This window comes from Saccharomonospora xinjiangensis XJ-54 (assembly GCF_000258175.1).
Taxonomy (GTDB): domain Bacteria; phylum Actinomycetota; class Actinomycetes; order Mycobacteriales; family Pseudonocardiaceae; genus Saccharomonospora; species Saccharomonospora xinjiangensis.
Genome location: NZ_JH636049.1, coordinates 2,201,514 through 2,217,497, shown reverse-complemented (window position 1 = coordinate 2,217,497; position 15,984 = coordinate 2,201,514). Strand labels below are relative to the sequence as shown.

The 15,984-nt window shown below is 69.1% G+C and carries 16 protein-coding genes and 1 tRNA gene; 13 read left to right on the top strand and 4 right to left on the bottom strand.

Features of this window, described 5'->3' with window-relative positions:
• Positions 1-119: 119 nt before the first annotated feature.
• Positions 120-1,478, bottom strand: coding sequence for a hypothetical protein (locus SACXIDRAFT_RS09655; RefSeq protein ID WP_006238369.1), 1,359 nt, complete (start codon positions 1,476-1,478; stop codon positions 120-122).
• 81 nt (positions 1,479-1,559) lie between these two features.
• Here SACXIDRAFT_RS09655 and msrA point away from each other — a divergent pair, with 81 nt between their 5' ends.
• Together msrA and SACXIDRAFT_RS23050 are read left to right on the top strand one after the other, a co-directional pair.
• Positions 1,560-2,219, top strand: a complete 660-nt coding sequence (msrA, locus tag SACXIDRAFT_RS09650) for a peptide-methionine (S)-S-oxide reductase MsrA (protein WP_006238368.1) — start codon at positions 1,560-1,562, stop codon at positions 2,217-2,219.
• A gap of 95 nt (positions 2,220-2,314) precedes the next feature.
• Positions 2,315-2,473: a hypothetical protein gene (locus tag SACXIDRAFT_RS23050; RefSeq protein WP_157599656.1), complete on the top strand. Its 159-nt coding sequence runs from the start codon at positions 2,315-2,317 to the stop codon at positions 2,471-2,473.
• A gap of 1 nt (position 2,474) precedes the next feature.
• On the opposite strand, the gene SACXIDRAFT_RS09645 is transcribed toward SACXIDRAFT_RS23050, so the two are convergent.
• Positions 2,475-2,547 (bottom strand) — tRNA-Gly (locus tag SACXIDRAFT_RS09645).
• 178 nt (positions 2,548-2,725) lie between these two features.
• Between SACXIDRAFT_RS09645 and SACXIDRAFT_RS09640 the strand changes: the two genes are divergently transcribed.
• The 10 genes from SACXIDRAFT_RS09640 (at position 2,726) to SACXIDRAFT_RS09595 (ending at position 12,767) form a co-directional block, all read left to right on the top strand.
• Positions 2,726-4,291: a sigma-70 family RNA polymerase sigma factor gene (locus tag SACXIDRAFT_RS09640; protein ID WP_006238366.1), complete on the top strand. Its 1,566-nt coding sequence runs from the start codon at positions 2,726-2,728 to the stop codon at positions 4,289-4,291.
• A gap of 119 nt (positions 4,292-4,410) precedes the next feature.
• The gene (locus SACXIDRAFT_RS09635) at positions 4,411-4,851 is read left to right on the top strand and encodes a hypothetical protein (RefSeq protein WP_006238365.1); all 441 of its coding nucleotides are present in this window, start codon (positions 4,411-4,413) and stop codon (positions 4,849-4,851) included.
• A gap of 2 nt (positions 4,852-4,853) precedes the next feature.
• The gene (locus SACXIDRAFT_RS09630) at positions 4,854-5,759 is read left to right on the top strand and encodes an Fpg/Nei family DNA glycosylase (RefSeq protein WP_006238364.1); all 906 of its coding nucleotides are present in this window, start codon (positions 4,854-4,856) and stop codon (positions 5,757-5,759) included.
• Between the two features lie 122 nt (positions 5,760-5,881).
• Complete coding sequence (locus tag SACXIDRAFT_RS09625) at positions 5,882-7,168, top strand: GAF domain-containing sensor histidine kinase (protein WP_006238363.1); 1,287 nt, start codon at positions 5,882-5,884, stop codon at positions 7,166-7,168.
• Between the two features lie 146 nt (positions 7,169-7,314).
• A complete protein-coding gene (locus tag SACXIDRAFT_RS09620; RefSeq protein WP_006238362.1) occupies positions 7,315-8,157 on the top strand; it encodes a S49 family peptidase in 843 nt (280 codons plus the stop codon).
• 84 nt (positions 8,158-8,241) lie between these two features.
• Entirely contained in the window at positions 8,242-9,069 is an 828-nt protein-coding gene (locus tag SACXIDRAFT_RS09615; RefSeq protein ID WP_006238361.1) for a LytR/AlgR family response regulator transcription factor, read from the top strand.
• A gap of 6 nt (positions 9,070-9,075) precedes the next feature.
• Positions 9,076-9,588, top strand: a complete 513-nt coding sequence (locus tag SACXIDRAFT_RS09610; RefSeq protein WP_006238360.1) for a hypothetical protein — start codon at positions 9,076-9,078, stop codon at positions 9,586-9,588.
• Positions 9,589-9,621: 33 nt separating this feature from the next.
• Complete coding sequence (locus SACXIDRAFT_RS09605) at positions 9,622-11,397, top strand: sodium/solute symporter (RefSeq protein WP_006238359.1); 1,776 nt, start codon at positions 9,622-9,624, stop codon at positions 11,395-11,397.
• Positions 11,398-11,440: 43 nt separating this feature from the next.
• Positions 11,441-11,794: a rhodanese-like domain-containing protein gene (locus SACXIDRAFT_RS09600; protein WP_006238358.1), complete on the top strand. Its 354-nt coding sequence runs from the start codon at positions 11,441-11,443 to the stop codon at positions 11,792-11,794.
• A 25-nt stretch (positions 11,795-11,819) separates the two neighbouring features.
• Positions 11,820-12,767, top strand: a complete 948-nt coding sequence (locus SACXIDRAFT_RS09595; protein ID WP_006238357.1) for a DUF4328 domain-containing protein — start codon at positions 11,820-11,822, stop codon at positions 12,765-12,767.
• A 10-nt stretch (positions 12,768-12,777) separates the two neighbouring features.
• Here the strand turns inward: SACXIDRAFT_RS09595 and SACXIDRAFT_RS09590 are convergent, their stop codons facing one another.
• The gene (locus SACXIDRAFT_RS09590) at positions 12,778-13,944 is read right to left on the bottom strand and encodes a cytochrome P450 (RefSeq protein WP_040922108.1); all 1,167 of its coding nucleotides are present in this window, start codon (positions 13,942-13,944) and stop codon (positions 12,778-12,780) included.
• Between the two features lie 164 nt (positions 13,945-14,108).
• Between SACXIDRAFT_RS09590 and SACXIDRAFT_RS09585 the strand changes: the two genes are divergently transcribed.
• On the top strand, positions 14,109-15,263 hold the full coding sequence (locus SACXIDRAFT_RS09585) for a methyltransferase domain-containing protein (protein ID WP_006238355.1): 1,155 nt from the start codon (positions 14,109-14,111) through the stop codon (positions 15,261-15,263).
• A gap of 10 nt (positions 15,264-15,273) precedes the next feature.
• On the opposite strand, the gene SACXIDRAFT_RS09580 is transcribed toward SACXIDRAFT_RS09585, so the two are convergent.
• On the bottom strand, positions 15,274-15,861 hold the full coding sequence (locus SACXIDRAFT_RS09580; protein WP_006238354.1) for a GNAT family N-acetyltransferase: 588 nt from the start codon (positions 15,859-15,861) through the stop codon (positions 15,274-15,276).
• Positions 15,862-15,984: the final 123 nt, after the last annotated feature.

The window sequence follows — 15,984 nt, the reverse complement described above, 5'->3', positions numbered from 1 at the left end:
GACTTCCGACACCGTCGCCCTTGGCGACACTCGAACTCGAACCATTCTGCACGTCACGGACGGGCCGTGGTGGCGAGGGTCGAATCGTGATCCGACCGCGATCTGCTGAAACAGCGGTGTCATTCGGCTGGCAGGACCCCTCGCAGTGAATTCACCGTGCGCTGCAAGCGCTCCGCCAGCGTGCCGTCACTCTTGTCGTGCGGTTGGGTGACCACGAGAGCCACCGCGTACTCGCCCGAGGCGTACCAGGCTCCGTTCACGTCGGATTTTCCGAATGTTCCGCTCGCCATGCGGATCGGACCTTCACCGTGGTCGGTCTTCTTCGTCAATGTGGTGCGGTAGAGGTGGTCGGCGATGTTCCCTGCCTCGGCAGGGCTTTCGGCGTGCAGCACGAGCAGCAGGTATCCGGTGGAGTCGTCAACCGAGCCCCTGACGATCACCTCCGTGACCCCGTGCGAGGTGAAGTACTCCGCCACGCGCTCGGGATAGAGCCCCAACTCCTCGCCACGCGCGACGGACATCGTGGAGTTGTTCGGGCTCTGCTCGCCGGGCAGAGCGGGCAGCCGGTCAGCGAGCTGTCCGCCTTCCACGGCGGCGTCGGACGACGCGTGAGCCGAGGGCGGCTGAGGCTCGGAGCGGTCCTGCCCCAGCCACCACGCGCCCCCGATCACCGCGCCGAGTGCGAGGAACACGGCGCCGGAGATCGCGACCCAGGTCAGCCCCGTCCTGCGCGAGCCATCGTCCTGCGCCGCCTCGGTCGTGGACGGATCTGGCGGCAGGTCGGGAAGGCGGAGCAGTTCGGTCGGTCGTTCGTCGGCGGGGCTCGGGGCTGTGGTGCGCTTCGTGGTGGCCAGTAGCGCAGCCGCGCTCGTGGTGACCTCGGGCAGGGAGGGCTGAGACGGCTGGGAAGGTGCAGCGGGCTGGGAGGGTACTTCGGCGACGGCCGGTTCGGACCTGTTCTCCGCGTTCGGGCTGCCGGTCGGTGACGCCGCCTGCGCGGGGTTGGCGGCCAGCCAGCCGGAGGTTTCCTGCGCCGCTTCGTGACTCTCGCGCGGCGCTCGGTCGCTTGCGGGCAGGTCCGTGAGGTCGGCCGCGCTGGCGGATTCGGGCCTCTCGATCTCCACGCCTGCGGCTGTGTTCTCGCCGCCTCCAGCCCCGCCGCTGCTGCTGCCGCTACTACCGCTGCTGCTGCCGATGCCACCGGTGCCACCGCTACCGGTGCCGCTGCTGCCGCTACCGCCAGGGCCGCTACCGCCAGGGCCGCGACTGCCGTAGCTGCCACTGGTGCCATCGGTGCCGCTGGTGCTGGTTCCGCTGGTCGTGGCGAGCCCTTGCGTCGTGGAGTGCGGGGTCGCCACCAGGGGTGCGCCCGACACCTCGGCGAGGATGTCCTCGCGACGGCGCCGATGCTCGCTGCTGCTGATGGTGCCCTCGGCCAGCTCGGCGTCGAGACGACGCAACTCTTCCTGCCAAGACATCGTGAACTCCCCTGGCCGTCGCGGCGCTCCACCCTGGTTCGCCGCCCTTTCGCGTGACATTCTGGCGGTAGGATGGACCGTATGGTGTTGCTCGGTCGAAACAAGACGCAGCTGGTGTCCGCCGACGAAGCCCTGCCGGGCCGCCCGGATGCGCTTGTCACGCCCGACCGGCACGCCGTGTTCGCCGATCGGCGGATCAAGCCGCCGTTTCCCGACGGCATGAGCACGGCCGTGTTCGGGCTCGGTTGCTTCTGGGGAGCCGAGCGCCTGTTCTGGCAGACGCCGGGCGTGTACTCGACGGCCGTCGGGTATGCGGGCGGGCACACGCCCAACCCGACGTACGAGGAGGTCTGCACGGGCCGCACCGGGCACGCCGAGGTCGTCCTCGTCGTCTTCGATCCCGAGCAGGTGTCGTTCGAGACGTTGCTGAAGGTCTTCTGGGAGGGCCACGACCCCACCCAGGGCATGCGGCAGGGCAACGACATCGGCACGCAGTACCGCTCGGCCGTCTACTACGCCGACGACCGGCAGCGTGAGGTCGCCGAGGCGTCGCGGGCGTCCTTCCAGAAGGCGCTGACCTCGGCGGGCCATGGCGAGATCACCACGGAGTTCGCGCCGCTGCGCGACTTCTACTACGCCGAGGAGTACCACCAGCAGTACCTGTACAAGGTGCCCAACGGCTACTGCGGTCTCGGCGGTACGGGCGTGAGCTGCCCCGTGGGCATCGCCTCGGCGGGGTGAGCGAAGCGCGCGGAGTCTCACAACTCGCGCTCGCACGTGTAGCGGCGGGTGACTCACGGTACGGGCTTGTCGGAACGGCCCACTACGGTTCGCGCATGAGTGATCAACTCCGGGTCGTCTTCCCCTGCGGGGATGATGACGCGATCCACGCCCTCGCACCCGTCGTCCTTGACGGCGTTCCCTCGGTGATTGGGAAACACGGCGACGGCGCGAGAAAGGGCGAGGCCGTGACGGCGCTCGCCCTTTCGATGTGAGAGCGGACGACGGGATTCGAACCCGCGACCCTCACCTTGGCAAGGTGATGCGCTACCAGCTGCGCTACGTCCGCGTGTGCCCGAGCTTCGCGAGCCCGTGCGAGACACAGTGTATACCCACCCGTTCGGCCGCCGGGCGGAGGGGCCGTTCGGTTACACCCTGAAAACCGAAGGGTGCAGGTGCCGGGATGACTCCGTATTGTGTTCGAGTTCGACCGGAAGGGCTCCGGCCCGGAGGGGGTGCCTGGCTGAATGGCGAACGACTCGGTCTCCGCATCCGACCAGCCGGGTCTTGTCGAGCGCATCCGGCGCGGCGACGACGCTGCTTTCGGTGAGCTGTTCCAGGCTCATGAGGCCGCCGTGCGGCGGTTGGCGCGTGGGCTCTCCTCCGACGCCTCGGAGGCCGAGGACGTCACGGCTGAGACGTTCTTCCGCGTTCTCCAGGCGATCCGCAGGGGCAACGGGCCGAGGGACAATGTGCGGGCCTACCTGCTGACGGTGGCACGGCGGGTGTCGTGGGAGTGGCAGGCCGCCCGTCGTGAGGTGCCGGTGACCGACGAGGAACTCGTCGCGCGGGCCGGGGCCGGGGGCGACGCGCAGAGCCGCACCGCCGAGTCGTCGCTGATCACGCGGGCGTTCACGAGCCTGCCAGAGCGGTGGCGGACCGTGCTGTGGCGCACAGAGGTCGAGGGGCAGCAGCCCGCCGTCGTCGCGCCGCACTTCGGGCTCAGCGCCAACGCCACCGCCGCGCTGGCGCGGCGTGCCAGGATCGGCCTGCGAGCCGCGTACCTCCAGGCTCACCTCGCCACCGACCACTCCTCCGCGGCCTGCCTCGGTGTGGTGCGCAAGCTCGGCGGCTACACGGCAGGCAGCGTGACTGGAGCCGAGGCCCACAAGATCCGCAGCCATCTCAGCGTGTGTTCCTCGTGCCGATCGACGCACGACGAGCTGCGGCGGGTTTGTTCGTCGCTGCGCGCACACGCGAGCGTCCTCGTGCCGCTCGTGCCTCTTTCGGGGCTCACACTGGCAGGCTCCTACGCGGGTTCGGGAGCGGGTGCGGCTGTCGCGGCAGGCGGTTCGGCCACGGCGAGCGGTCTCGCCGTCGGCGGCATGGGCTCCGGCGCCACGACCGCGGCGACTCTCACCGGGAGCAAGCTCGGCCTGACGTTCGCGTCGGCGGCCGCTGTCGTCGGCATGTCGGGTGTGCCGGTGATCGGCGATATGGACGGTGGCCATGGAGACACCCCCACGAACGGCGACGGCGGCGTGGTGACACTGTCGAGCAGCGCGGCCGACGACCGGCGGTCGTCGATGAAAACTGCCGGCTCGCCGGCGATGAAAACTGCCGGCTCGCCGGCCGACGAGGATGCCGGAGGCCGCGACGGCACCGGCTCCATCGCATTGCCTGCCGAGTCGAGCGGCCTCGGCCCCACGGAGTTTCTCCTGCCCGCGGAGGCCGTCACCGGCCCGGGCTCCACCGCCGCCGATCTTCCCTCTGAGGCGTCAAGCCCGCCGGGGCGTGAGCGGCCGTCCGATTCCGCTCCCCCGACGGGACGCGGTACCGGCAGGGAGGTGCGGCAGGAGCCCGCCGTCCCCCGCGACGACACGAGCGCGGATCCGGGCACGCCCGCGATCGGCGACCCAAGGCAGCCTGGCGGATCCGGCCCGCCCGGCCAGCGTCACGACAGGGACGACGGCAGGGACGGAAGCCACCCTTCCGGCACCAAGGACCAGCGAAACGACCAGCGGGAAGGCGAGCGGAAAGACCCGAAGGCGAACCGCGATGCGGCGGCACCCGCCGTCCGCCCGAACGAGTGAGCCCCGGGCGCGAGAGCTGCGGCCGCCCACCCCGGGCGTCTTGCGGACTTCCCGCGACCGCGACGATCACGGTAACGTTGCGGTGACGATCTGCACGGACCGGGCTAGCGGAGGAAGCGATGAACCGGCTTGTCCAGGGATCCGACGGCCGGGAATGGGTCATCCGTGCGCAGATGGAGTGGCGCAAGCCGGCCACGGCCGACGATTTCGAGCACGACGTCGCCGCCAATCAGACTCCCGGCATCGTGATGATGGCCCTCGCTCTGGGGCTCGGCGTCATCCTGCTCGTGTGGATGCCGGAGGACGTCGTGGTGCCGCAGTGGGTTCCCCTCGCGTTGTTGCTGCTGGCGTTGTTCTTCCCGTTGCGCTGGGTATTGCGCAGGCCATGGACTGTGGTGGCCGAGACGGAGGGTGACGCCACGGGCGAGAAGCCGTCGGAGCGGTGGGTCGGCACCGTCATCGGCATGTTCAACGTCAGGGGCGAGGTCATGCGCATCGCCAAGTCCATCCACAAGCACGATCTGCCCGACTTCGACGGGCCCCTCCATCCTGTCGAGTAGCCATGCCCGAGTTGCCCGAGGTCGAAGCGCTCGCGTTCTTCCTGAGGGAGAACGCGGTCGGCCGTGTGGTGACGAGAATCGACGTCGCGTCGCTGACGGTGTTGAAGACCGTTGACCCGCCCCCGACGCAGCTGCACGGCCGGGCGCTGACGGGCGCCGGCCGCCATGGCAAGTACCTCGATCTCGACTGTGAGGGGCTCCACCTCGTTGTCCATCTGGCGAGGGCGGGGTGGTTGCGCTGGTCCGACGCGCTGCCGTCGGCGCCGCCGAGGCCGGGACGCGGTCCCGTCGCACTGAGGGTTCGCCTCTCGGAGACCGCTGCCGATGACACCGCCGCAGACGCTGCCGGTGGAGGAGTAGTCAGGGGCCCGGGGTTCGACCTGACCGAGGCGGGCACGAAGAAGGGCCTCGCGGTGTGGATCGTCCGCGATCCCCCAGAGGTGCCCGGCATAGCGAAACTCGGCCCCGACGCGCTGGACGTCGATCGCGAAGGCTGGGCCCGCATCCTGCACGGCAGCAGCGCGCGGTTGAAGACGGCGCTGGTGGACCAGTCGGTGGTCGCGGGGATCGGCAACGCCTACTCCGACGAGATCCTGCACACCGCGCGGCTCTCGCCGTACGCGACCGCGGGCAAGCTCTCCGGCGAGGCGCTGGACCGGCTCGCCGACGCCGTCAACGATGTCCTCACCAGCGCGGTTGAGCGATCGGTGGGGCAGAAGGCGGCGCGGCTGAAGGGCGAGAAACGTTCCGGACTCCGGGTGCACGGAAGGGCAGGACTGCCGTGTCCCGTTTGCGGTGACACGGTGCGCGAGGTGTCGTTCGCCGACAGGGCGTTCCAGTACTGCCCGACCTGTCAGACGGGCGGGAAGACACTCGCCGACCGGCGGCTCTCCCGGTTGCTGAAGTGATTGCAGCACGTACGTCTACGTCGTGGACGTGCGGTTTCGGGTCTGTTCGATAGCAACGGATAGCTGATCGAATACGTGAGGTGAGGGCTCAGATCTTGCACGTGACGGTGTGAACCCAGAGCATGGACGCTGTGTCAAGTGTGTTGACCACGCATACCGTCGTGGCCTTCGGACTGGGGGCTTGCCTCGTCGGGCTGGTCGCCCTCGGAGTCGTCCTCATCAGACGCCGGAATCCGGGCGGTGCCGTCGATCACGCCGTCCTGGAGGCGGTGCGACTCATGTCGGACTCGCCGCTCGAGTTCCGGCGAGGTCTCGACCAGGACGCTGCCGACCGGATCACGTCCCGGCTGCTGAGGCTGCTGCGGTGTGTCGCGATCGGAATCACCGATCGCGACGGGACGTTGCTGTCGTGGGACGGGGAAGCCAACGACCACTACGTCGATCTCGTCGATCCCGTCGGCACCGCGATCAGGAAGAAGCGGCACGAGGTCGTCTCGCACAACAAGGTGCCGTGCAACCACAGGGGAACCTGCCGGATGCGCACGGCCGTCATCGTCCCGATTCTCATCGAGGACAACACCGAAGCCGTGCTCATCGTCGTGGGCCGCACACGGGGCAGACGCATTGTGCAGATGGCCGAGGCGGTGTCCAAATTCGTCAGGACCCAACTCGAGGCGGCGCGCCTGGAGGAGGCACGGCACGAACTCCAGCAGGCGGAGATCAAGGCTCTGCGGGCGCAGATCTCCCCGCACTTCGTCTACAACGCACTCAACACCATCTCATCGCTGATCCGCACGGACCCTGAGGAAGCGCGGGAGTTGTTGCAGGACTTCGCCGATTTCACGCGGTACTGCTTCAGGGCGGAGGGGACCTACACCACTCTCTCCGACGAGCTGCGCAACATCGATCGCTACCTGACCATCGAGGGCGCCCGCTACGGCAGCAGGCTCAACGTCAGGCTCAAGATCGCGCCGGAGGTGCAGTCTGTTGTGGTGCCGTTCCTGCTGATCCAGCCGCTCGTCGAGAACGCCGTGAAACACGGGATCTCCAAGAAGCCGGGTGGCGGCACGATCACCGTGGTCGCGCAGGACATCGGTACGGAGGCCGAGATCAGCGTCGAGGACGACGGTGTCGGCATGGACCCGGCGCTGTTGGAGGGCATGCGCAATTCACGGAGCAGCGCGCACATCGGCCTCGCGGGCATCAACCATCGAATGCACCAGGTGTACCGCGACCGGTACTCGCTGATGGTGGAGACGGCGGTGGGCGCCGGTATGAAGGTCACCATGCGGGTGCCGAAGTTCGTCAGGGCGGTGCGCCCCGACATGCCGGGCTACGCGGGTGGAGAGCCCGCGGCCCTTCGCAGGGGTCCCGCACAGGCCCGGCCGAGCGCCGCACTCGGTTCCTGATCATCGCTTGGGGCCGCTTCTGCCTGGCGTCGCTTCCGCTCGGCGCTCCCGAGGCACGTTCCGGCAGCCTTTTCCGGCCCGCACTCGCGACCGGTGCATGATCGTCGAACGCCCTCCGCCCCTCGCAACGTCAGTACGCTGGTCTCATGAGCCGCAAGGACACCCTGGTTTCCCGGATTCCCAAGCTCGGCGAGCGGGTCGAGCGCAAGGACGTCGTCTCCGTCGTCAAGCTCCACGGCGTGATCACGCCGCAGGCGTCGCCGCTGGCCGCACGCGGCGTCATCAACCTCGCCACGGTGGAGTCGGCGTTGAAGCGGGCGTTCGCCCCCGAGCGGCTGAAGGCGGTCGCACTCCAGATCAACTCGCCGGGCGGTGCGCCCACCCAGTCCGGCCTTGTCGCGGAGCGCATCCGGCGGCTGGCCGACTCCAAGGGCGTCCCCGTGATCGCGTTCGCCGAGGACGTGGCGGCATCCGGCGGTTACTGGCTGGCGTGCGCGGCCGACGAGATCTACGCACACCGCACGTCGATGGTGGGCTCCATCGGTGTCGTCTCGGGCTCGTTCGGTTTCGCGGGCTTGCTCGAACGTTTCGGCGTCGAGCGCAGGCTCTACACGGCGGGGGAGAACAAGGCGAGGCTCGACCCGTTCAGCCCGGAGAAGCCCGAGGACGTCGAGTGGCTGCGTAAGCTTCATTCCCAGCTGCACGACCTGTTCGTGGAGTGGGTCACGCAGCGCAGGGGTGACCGGCTCCAGGACTCGGAGGACCTGTTCTCGGGAGACGTGTGGCTCGGCGCGAAGGCGCTGGAGCTCGGCCTCGTCGATGGCCTCGGCAATCTCCGGGACGTGATCGAGACGCGGTATCCGGACGCCGAGATCGTGGTGGCCGAACCGAAGAAGCCGCTGCTGGCGAGGCTCGGTGTCGGTTCACCCGCCGCGGCGGTGCTCGACGCGGTGCAACACCGTACGATGTGGTCCCGCTTCGGACTGTGATCGACGCCCTCTACTCTGAGATGAAACGGGTGGCGTTCGATTCGCCCGGCAGCGTAGTGGACATCGACCCTTGCAAGCGGCAGGATGCGTTTCACTGTGAGTGCTCCCCACGACACACCGAAGCTGCTCGTTCTGGCCGTTGACGACGAGCCGCACGGACTTGATCAGCTGAAGCACTGTCTCGAGGCCAACGCCCACGTCGGGCGGGTGCTTCCGGCTGTCGATGCCTCCGAGGCGCTACGGCTCCTCGGCTCCGACGACGACCTCATCAGGGCCCGCAAGCAACGAGGAATGCCGCCCGTGGACGCGGTGTTCGCCGACATCAACATGCCGGGGCTCTCCGGTATGGAGATGTCGCGGGTGTTCGCGTCGCTGAATCCGGCTCCCGTGCTGGTCTTCGTCACGGGACACTCCACGGAGGCCGTCGAGGCGTTCGACCTCGGTGCCGTCGATTACGTGCTCAAGCCAGCGCGGCAGGAACGTATCGACAAGGCCGTGTCGCGGGTCGTGGAGAAGATCGAGGCGGCTTCGGGGCACAGCAGGAAGCCGGAGCCCGACCGAGGGCGCGACGACGAGGTGATCCCCGTCGAACTGGCGGGCACCACCAAACTCATCCCGCGCTCGACGGTGCGGTGGGTGGAGGCGCAGGGCGACTACGCGAGGTTGTTCACCACCGACGGCAGCCACCTCGTGCGCATCCCGCTCGCTCAGCTCGAGGAGCGCTGGGCCAAGGCCGGGTTCGTGCGCATCCACCGGTCGTTCCTCGTCGCGCTGCCGCTCATCACGGAACTGCGCATGGGCCAGGGTGGCTACCAGGTCGTGATCGGCAACGAGGAGAAGGTCCTTCCAGTGAGCCGCAGGCACACCAGGGAGTTGAAGGACAAGCTGGTCGGCTCGTCCAGGCTGGGCTAGCCGGTCATGGCTGACGACGAGGTCTACCGCAGCGTTAGTGGCATCAGGGAGCCGGATCCGACGCTGGGCAAGAAGCCGCGCCCTCTGGAGGTGGAGCGGCCTGCCGTGGCGCTGTCGGCAGGCCCGCCAGCCAACGCCGAGGGCGCCGAGGGCAATGCCAAGCCCCGCAGGAAGAAGGTCGTCCTCGCCGAACCTCGGCGGTCGTCGAGTTCGTCCATGCGGGCGCGGGTGGAGCTCGCCGAGCAGACGAGCTGGGAAAAGCTGCTGGTCAAAGACCTGGTCAAGGTGCAGTTGCGGGCCGGTCTGCTGCTCTTCGGCGTCGTCGTGGTGGCGCTGGGCGCGCTGCCGCTGCTGTTCCACCACCTTCCGCAGCTCGCGACGTGGCGAGTGATCGGGCTACCCGTGCCCTGGATCTTGCTGGGTGTGCTGCCCTTCCCCCTGCTCTTCGGTGTCGGCCTGTGGTACAACCGGCTGGCGGAGCGACACGAACGGGACTTCGTCGCGATGATCGAGAATTGACGCCGTCGGCACGATGTAGCGGGGGAACAGTCCGTGCAGCCGAACCCATGGGCCCTCGCCGCCGTCGTGCTGGTCCTGACGGCGACGTCGTACCTCGGTCATCGACTGTCGCAGTACGCGCGGCCCACCGACGACTTCCTTGTCGCGCGCCGCACGGTGCGGTCGAGGCGGAACGCCTCGGCGATCTCCGGCGAGTACCTTTGCGCCGCTTCCTTCCTCGGCGTTTCGGGATTGGTGCTGAAGGAGGGTGCGGACGCGCTGTGGTATCCCATCGGGTTCACCGTGGGGTTCCTCGCTCTCGGCATCTTCGTGGCCGCTCCGCTTCGCCGCTCGGGCGCGTACACGATCCCCGACTTCCTTGAGGCACGGCTCGGTTCCACCGGCCTTCGGGTGGTCTCGACGGTGTTCGTCGCGGTGCTGGGGCTGGTCTATCTCGTGCCGCAGTTGCAGGGAGCGAGTCTCGCGCTGACGTCGATCGCGCCGGAGGCGGAGACGTGGTGGGGGCCGGCGCTGGTGGCCGCGTTCGTCACGGCCAACGTGTTGTTACGCGGAATGCGGTCGGCGACTCTGGTGCAGGCGTTCTCGCACTGGGTGAAGCTGTTCGCGCTGGCGATTCCCGCATTCGTGCTCAGCATTGTCTTCCTCGGTAGCGGAGGCACGGGAGCCTCGGGCGGGCTCGGTGAGGAGGCGCCGCCGGAGTTCACCGAGGAGACCATGGTCACCGTGGGCACGGACGTCGTCCTGAGGGTCGATGAACCCACGATGGTGCACGAACTGGACGAGGACCCGCCCGGCCCCAGGATGTGGGTTCCCGGCATCGACTATCCGGCGCGCGACGGTGAACGGCTGCTGTTCCCGGCTTCCTCCGCCGTTCCGGTCGTGGTGGACGCCGAGTCGGACAACGCGAGCTGGCTCCAGCCAGCCGAGGACGGCGACGACGTCTGGTGGACCTACTCCGTGATCGTGGCGACTTTCTTCGGCACGATGGGGCTGCCACATGTGCTCGCCCGCTTCTACACCAATCCCGACGGCAGGGCCGCACGCCGCACCACCGTGCAGGTGTTGCTGCTGCTCGGGGTGTTCTACCTCTTTCCCGTGCTGCTCGGGGCGCTGTCGCGGATGTACGTGCCGGAGCTGCTGGTGACGGGGGAGAACGACGCCGCTGTGCTGCGGGTGCCGTCGGCGATGCTGCCGGGTGTGGTGGGCCAGCTCGTGGTCGCGGTGCTCGCGGCTGGCGCGTTCGCCGCGTTCGTGTCCACCTCGTCCGGGCTGGTGGTGAGCGTGTCCGGCATGATCACCAGCGACTTGATGTGGGGTAAGCAGCGGGACTTCATCATCGCGATGGTGGGCCTGTCGGGAGCGGCGGTCGCGGTCGCCGTGGCGTTGCCGCTCGACGACCTCGTCCACACCGTGGGGCTGGCTTTCGCGCTGGCCGCTTCGACGTTCTGCCCGCTGCTGCTGCTCGGCATCTGGTGGCGGCGCCTCACGTGGGTCGGGGCACTGCTCGGCATGCTGGTCGGCGGGATTGGGGCGCTGAGCGCGCTGGCCGGGTACGTGGTGGCCAGAGTGCACGGTGAGGAACCGTCGTGGTTCCTCGCCCAGCCCGCGCTCCTGACCGTGCCTGCCGCGCTGCTCACCACGGTGGTGGTGAGCCTTGCGACGGCCCGCCGTGTCCCCGAGGACGTCGATGTGGTGATGCTCCAGTTGCACGCACCCGACCGGCTCGGGTTCATGCGCGACCCGAGTGGCGCCGACCTGGGTGAGGACGGTGGGCTCGACGGTTTCGCGGGCCGCCACCGAAGGCCGTGACGGCTCACCGGCATCGCACGGCAGCGCATGCGACGATGGAGACGTGAACCACTCCGGCGACATACCCACGATCTCGATCGATGCCCTTCCCTCGGAGGACTACGTGCTGCTCGACGTGAGGGAGCCCGACGAGTGGGCGGCAGGGCACGCGCCTTCGGCCGTTCACATCCCGCTCGGCGAGTTACCTGCGCGGGCAGGCGAGCTGAGTGAACTCGCCGCCGACCGCCCCGTGCATGTCGTCTGCCGCACAGGTGGTCGTTCCGCACGCGCCACGGCCTGGCTGAACGCCGCAGGCGTCGTCGATGCCGTGAACGTGGAGGGTGGCATGAAGACGTGGGAGGCCATGGGGCGTCCGATGGTCTCCGATCGCGCCGACGTGCCTGCCGAGGTGCTGTGAGCCGCGTGTCCGGGAGGTTGGTCGCGTGAATCAGGCGGCACCCGGCTGGGGCCCTGTACCGGGGAACCGGAACGGGCAGCCCCCGCGCGTGCCGGTGCGGTGGGTCGCTTCAGTGCCGGGCAACGCGCTGCCCGGCACTGGTTCGAGGCCGCGCATCCCGTATCAGGGGCCCCCCGCCTACGACGTCCCTCCGCGCTGGGGGTTCCCGCACGTGGTGTGGCGGTGGCCGACGGCCGTGCAGGGCACGAGCGCCGCCGTTCCCGTGCCGTCGCAGCGGCTGCGGCTCATCGCCCGCAACGCGGTGGCGGTGTTGTGGACATTGGTGGCGCTCGCGGCTGTGGCGTCGGGCGCCGAACTCTGGCGCTACGTGCTGCTCGTACTGAGCCGGGACAGCGCGTTGTCGTCCGCCGTCGTGGGCGCGTCCGACGCGCTGGTGCTGACGTTCTCCCTGCTGACGTTCGTGGTGGCGGTGTTCGCGTTCGTCGTGTCCGTGTGGTGGCTTCTCGTCGCGAGGAAAGCCGCGGCCGACGAGGCGGGACAGCATCCGCCCCGTCCGACGTGGCAGGTGCTCGTCGGGCTGCTGGTGCCCGGACTGAATCTGGCGATGGCGGGTTCGATCCTCGCCGAACTCGAACACGCCGCCATCCGCAGGCCCGCCAATCAGCGCCCGAAACCGTCACGGCTCGTGCTGGCGTGGTGGGGAACGTGGATCGCCAACGCGCTGCTGTTGACACTCACTGTGCTGTGGCGTACTCGCGACGGGGTGCAGGCGCAGGTGGACGCCGTGGTGCTCACCGCGTTCTCCGACCTTTCCGCCGTGCTGCTCGCGCTCGCCACCGTGCTCGTCGTCCGCCGCTTCACGCGGCTGCTGGCGCCGATGGACGAGCAGCTCGTCCGCCCGCTGCGGGTGTTGCGGGTTCAGGACGCGCCGGAGCTGCCGCGCAGGGCACGGCCGAGGACAGCGGCGCGCTGAGGAGCGCGGGTCACGCCGTCACGGGCAGCACGCTGAACCCCCGGATCACGAACTCGCCCCTGCGGACGGGCGCGTCCGCCTCCCGGAGTCCGGGAAGGCGCCGGGCGAGCGCGGTGAGCGCCGCCGCGATCTCGATGCGCGCGAGCGGAGCCCCGAGGCAGTAGTGCACGCCCCCACCGAAGCCGAGGTGCGGGTTGGGTGTGCGACCGATGTCGAGGACGTCGGGGTCGGCGAAAACCTCCGGGTCCCTCGCCGCCGCACCGAGCAGCGCGGCGATCTTGTCTCCCTCGGCGATGCGATGCCCGGCGATCTCGACGTCGGTGGTCGCGGTCCGTTCGAACAGTTGCAGCGGCGAGTCGTATCGGATGAGTTCCTCTGTCGCCGTCGGTGCGAGAGCCGGGTCGGCCACCAGCCTGTCCCACTGAGCGCGGTGGGTCAGCAGCGCGTGGACGCCGTTGCCGATCACGTTCACCGTGGCCTCGTGCCCCGCCATGAGCAGCAGCACCGCCGTGGCCACGACCTCGTCGCCCGTGAGGTCGCTCGCGATGAGGTGACTGAGCAGGTCGTCGCCGGGGCGGTCGGCCCTGTGGGCGGCCAGCGCGCGGAGGTAGTCGGCGAACTCGGTCGCCGAGGCCTCCGCCTCCCGCCGCTGCGGTTCGGGCAGCCCGTACTCGTACATTTTGACGATGGCGTTGCTCCAGCCGACCAGCATCGGACCGTCCCGTTCGGGAACACCGAGCAACTCGGTGATCACGGCGACCGGCAGTGGCTGGGCGAGGTGTTCGAGCAGGTCGGCCTGACCTTCGGCGGCGATGTGGTCGGCCAGTTCGGCCACCATGCGGTCGGCGAGCGCCTCCACCGAGGGACGCAAGCGCTCGACGTGTCCCCTGGCGAAAGCGGCCGAGACGAGCCTGCGCAACCGTGTGTGTGCGGGCGGTTCGTTCTCCAGCAGCGAGTTGCGGTGCAGCATGTTGAACGACGCGAACTGCTCCGCCGGTGTGGCGTCCTGCCAGAGCCTGCCCAGCCTGCGATCGCGCAGCACCGCGGAAGCGGCGGCGTGCGAGACGGCGATCGAAAGCCCGAGCCCTTCGTGGTGGTGAACCGCTCCGCGCGAGCGAAGCTCGGCGAATGCCGGGTAAGGGTCGGCGAGGAACTGCGAATCGCGCGGGTCGAACACGAGCCAGAGCCTAGCCCGCGCCACGGCTCATGCCTCGCGAGCCAGCAAGTGGGCTCCTGCCGGACCTGCCTATGTCACCGATGTCCGGGGCTGCGCGGTTGCGCGGATTGCCGATCCCGATCACGGTGGCGATTCGCGGAACTACTCGGGAGAGGTGCCCGTACATGACAACCGAGCACGAGTGGCATAAGCATGCGCGCGAACTCGCCGGCACGATCGTGGCTGACGGGGTGCTCACCGATCCGGCTTGGCGTGCTGCACTGGAGGCGGTACCTCGTCACGTGTTCGTGCCCCGGTTCTCCGTGCAGCGTGCTGACGGTGTGTGGGTGGAGACAACCACCGCCGACGCGGGCTGGTTGCACACGGTCTACAGCGACACGCCACTCGTGACGGCGCTCGCGGAACTGGAGGACGGCCGTCGAGTGCCCCTGTCGTCGTCAACGAAGCCCGGCCTCATGGTGCGCATGCTCGAGGCACTCGATGTGCATGACGGTCACCGGGTGCTCGAGATCGGCACCGGCACGGGCTACAACGCGGGCCTGCTGTCCCATCGTCTCGGCGCTGCTCACGTATTCTCCGTCGAGATCGAGGCCGACCTCGTCGGTCTCGCGCGTGAGCGGCTTGCCGGTCTCGGCCACACACCGACGCTCGTCGCAGGGGACGGGGCCGCCGGATTGCCGAACGCCGCGCCGTACGACCGGATCATCGCGACGTGCTCGGTCTCGATGGTGCCCTCCGCGTGGGCAGCTCAGGTACGCGACGGCGGGCTCGTGCTTGTGGACGTAAAACGCGGTGTGCACGCAGGAAACCTGGTGCTCCTGCGGCGCATCGGTAATCGGCTCGAAGGTCGGTTCCTGCCGAAGTGGGCAGGCTTCATGGCGATGCGCGACGCCACCGGCACGTCATTCGCAGCACCCTCGCTCAGGGTGGACCTCGAATGCGGCAGACGGTCGGTGACCCGGCTCGACCCACGGCCGTGGACGGCTTCGGTTCCGTGGTTTCTGGCTCAGCTGCGGCTTCCCCGGAATATCACGTTCGGCTATCGCGGGGCCGGACCCGAGTGGGCGACCTTCACGGGCGAGGACGGCTCGTGGTGTGCTGTGTCACTCGCGGCCGACGACGAGGGCTTGCGGGAGGTCCGGCAGGGCGGGCCCGTTGCCATCTGGGATCACGTCGAAAGCGTTCACGAGCTCTGGCAGAGATTCGGCAGGCCGGGTTGGGACAGACTCGGCCTCACCGTCCACGACGATGGCCGCCACCGCGTGTGGCTCGACGACCCGGACAGCTCGCAGCAGTGGGTACTGCCTCCGCTGCGCTGACGACTTCGCATCATGCCTCGCGAGCCGTGCGCCACTCCGGGGCGAGCATCGAGTACAGCACCGAATCCCGCCAGGCGCCGTTGGTGTGCACGTGGTCGCGCAGCACGCCTTCCCTGGTGAACCCGACACGCTCGACGAGGGCGAGTCCCGCCCTGTTGTCGGGGCCGACCGCTGCGGTCACCCGGTGCAGCCCGAGCTGCCCGAACGCGAAGTCGAGCACCGTCCGCACCGCGTCCCGCGCGTAGCCTCGGCCCTGGTAGGCGTGGGCGATCGCGTAGACGAGCCTTCCCGAGTGCGGATGGGTCCGCTGCAATCTGGTGATGCCCACGACCTTGTCGCTGCCGGTGGGGTCCACCTGCTCCTGTGGCGTGACGGCGAGGTAGTACTCGGTGCGGGGGCGTCGTCTCGCTTCCTCGACGATCGTGCGGAGGAGTTCCCGCGACTGCTCTTCGCTGCGTGCGGTGAACGAGAGGAAGTGGGTGACGCGGTCGTCCCCGACCAGGCCCCGCACTCCGTCGAGGTCGGCGAGGGTGAACTCGCGCAGCAGGACCGAACGGCCGCTCAGTGCGACCGGTCCCTCAATGTGCCGAGTCGTCACTCACTCAGGCTAAACCGGCGAGCCCGGTGCCGGAAGCCGCCTGCCGGGTCCGCGACGAAGGATCGGCGAGTCGCCGGTGCGCGACCGTGCCGCAGGCCGCGCACCCGACCACCGCCTGTCACC

Bases quoted from the DNA above. Each gene is read 5' to 3' on its own strand.
- SACXIDRAFT_RS09585 (WP_006238355.1), top strand. From the start codon at position 14,109: ATGACAACCGAGCACGAGTGGCATAAGCATGCGCGCGAACTCGCCGGC.
- SACXIDRAFT_RS09635 (WP_006238365.1), top strand. From the start codon at position 4,411: ATGAACCGGCTTGTCCAGGGATCCGACGGCCGGGAATGGGTCATCCGT.
- SACXIDRAFT_RS09625 (WP_006238363.1), top strand. From the start codon at position 5,882: ATGGACGCTGTGTCAAGTGTGTTGACCACGCATACCGTCGTGGCCTTC.
- SACXIDRAFT_RS09610 (WP_006238360.1), top strand. From the start codon at position 9,076: ATGGCTGACGACGAGGTCTACCGCAGCGTTAGTGGCATCAGGGAGCCG.
- msrA (WP_006238368.1), top strand. From the start codon at position 1,560: ATGGTGTTGCTCGGTCGAAACAAGACGCAGCTGGTGTCCGCCGACGAA.
- SACXIDRAFT_RS09640 (WP_006238366.1), top strand. From the start codon at position 2,726: ATGGCGAACGACTCGGTCTCCGCATCCGACCAGCCGGGTCTTGTCGAG.
- SACXIDRAFT_RS23050 (WP_157599656.1), top strand. From the start codon at position 2,315: ATGAGTGATCAACTCCGGGTCGTCTTCCCCTGCGGGGATGATGACGCG.
- SACXIDRAFT_RS09630 (WP_006238364.1), top strand. From the start codon at position 4,854: ATGCCCGAGTTGCCCGAGGTCGAAGCGCTCGCGTTCTTCCTGAGGGAG.
- SACXIDRAFT_RS09615 (WP_006238361.1), top strand. From the start codon at position 8,242: ATGCGTTTCACTGTGAGTGCTCCCCACGACACACCGAAGCTGCTCGTT.
- SACXIDRAFT_RS09620 (WP_006238362.1), top strand. From the start codon at position 7,315: ATGAGCCGCAAGGACACCCTGGTTTCCCGGATTCCCAAGCTCGGCGAG.
- SACXIDRAFT_RS09655 (WP_006238369.1), bottom strand. From the start codon at position 1,478: ATGTCTTGGCAGGAAGAGTTGCGTCGTCTCGACGCCGAGCTGGCCGAG.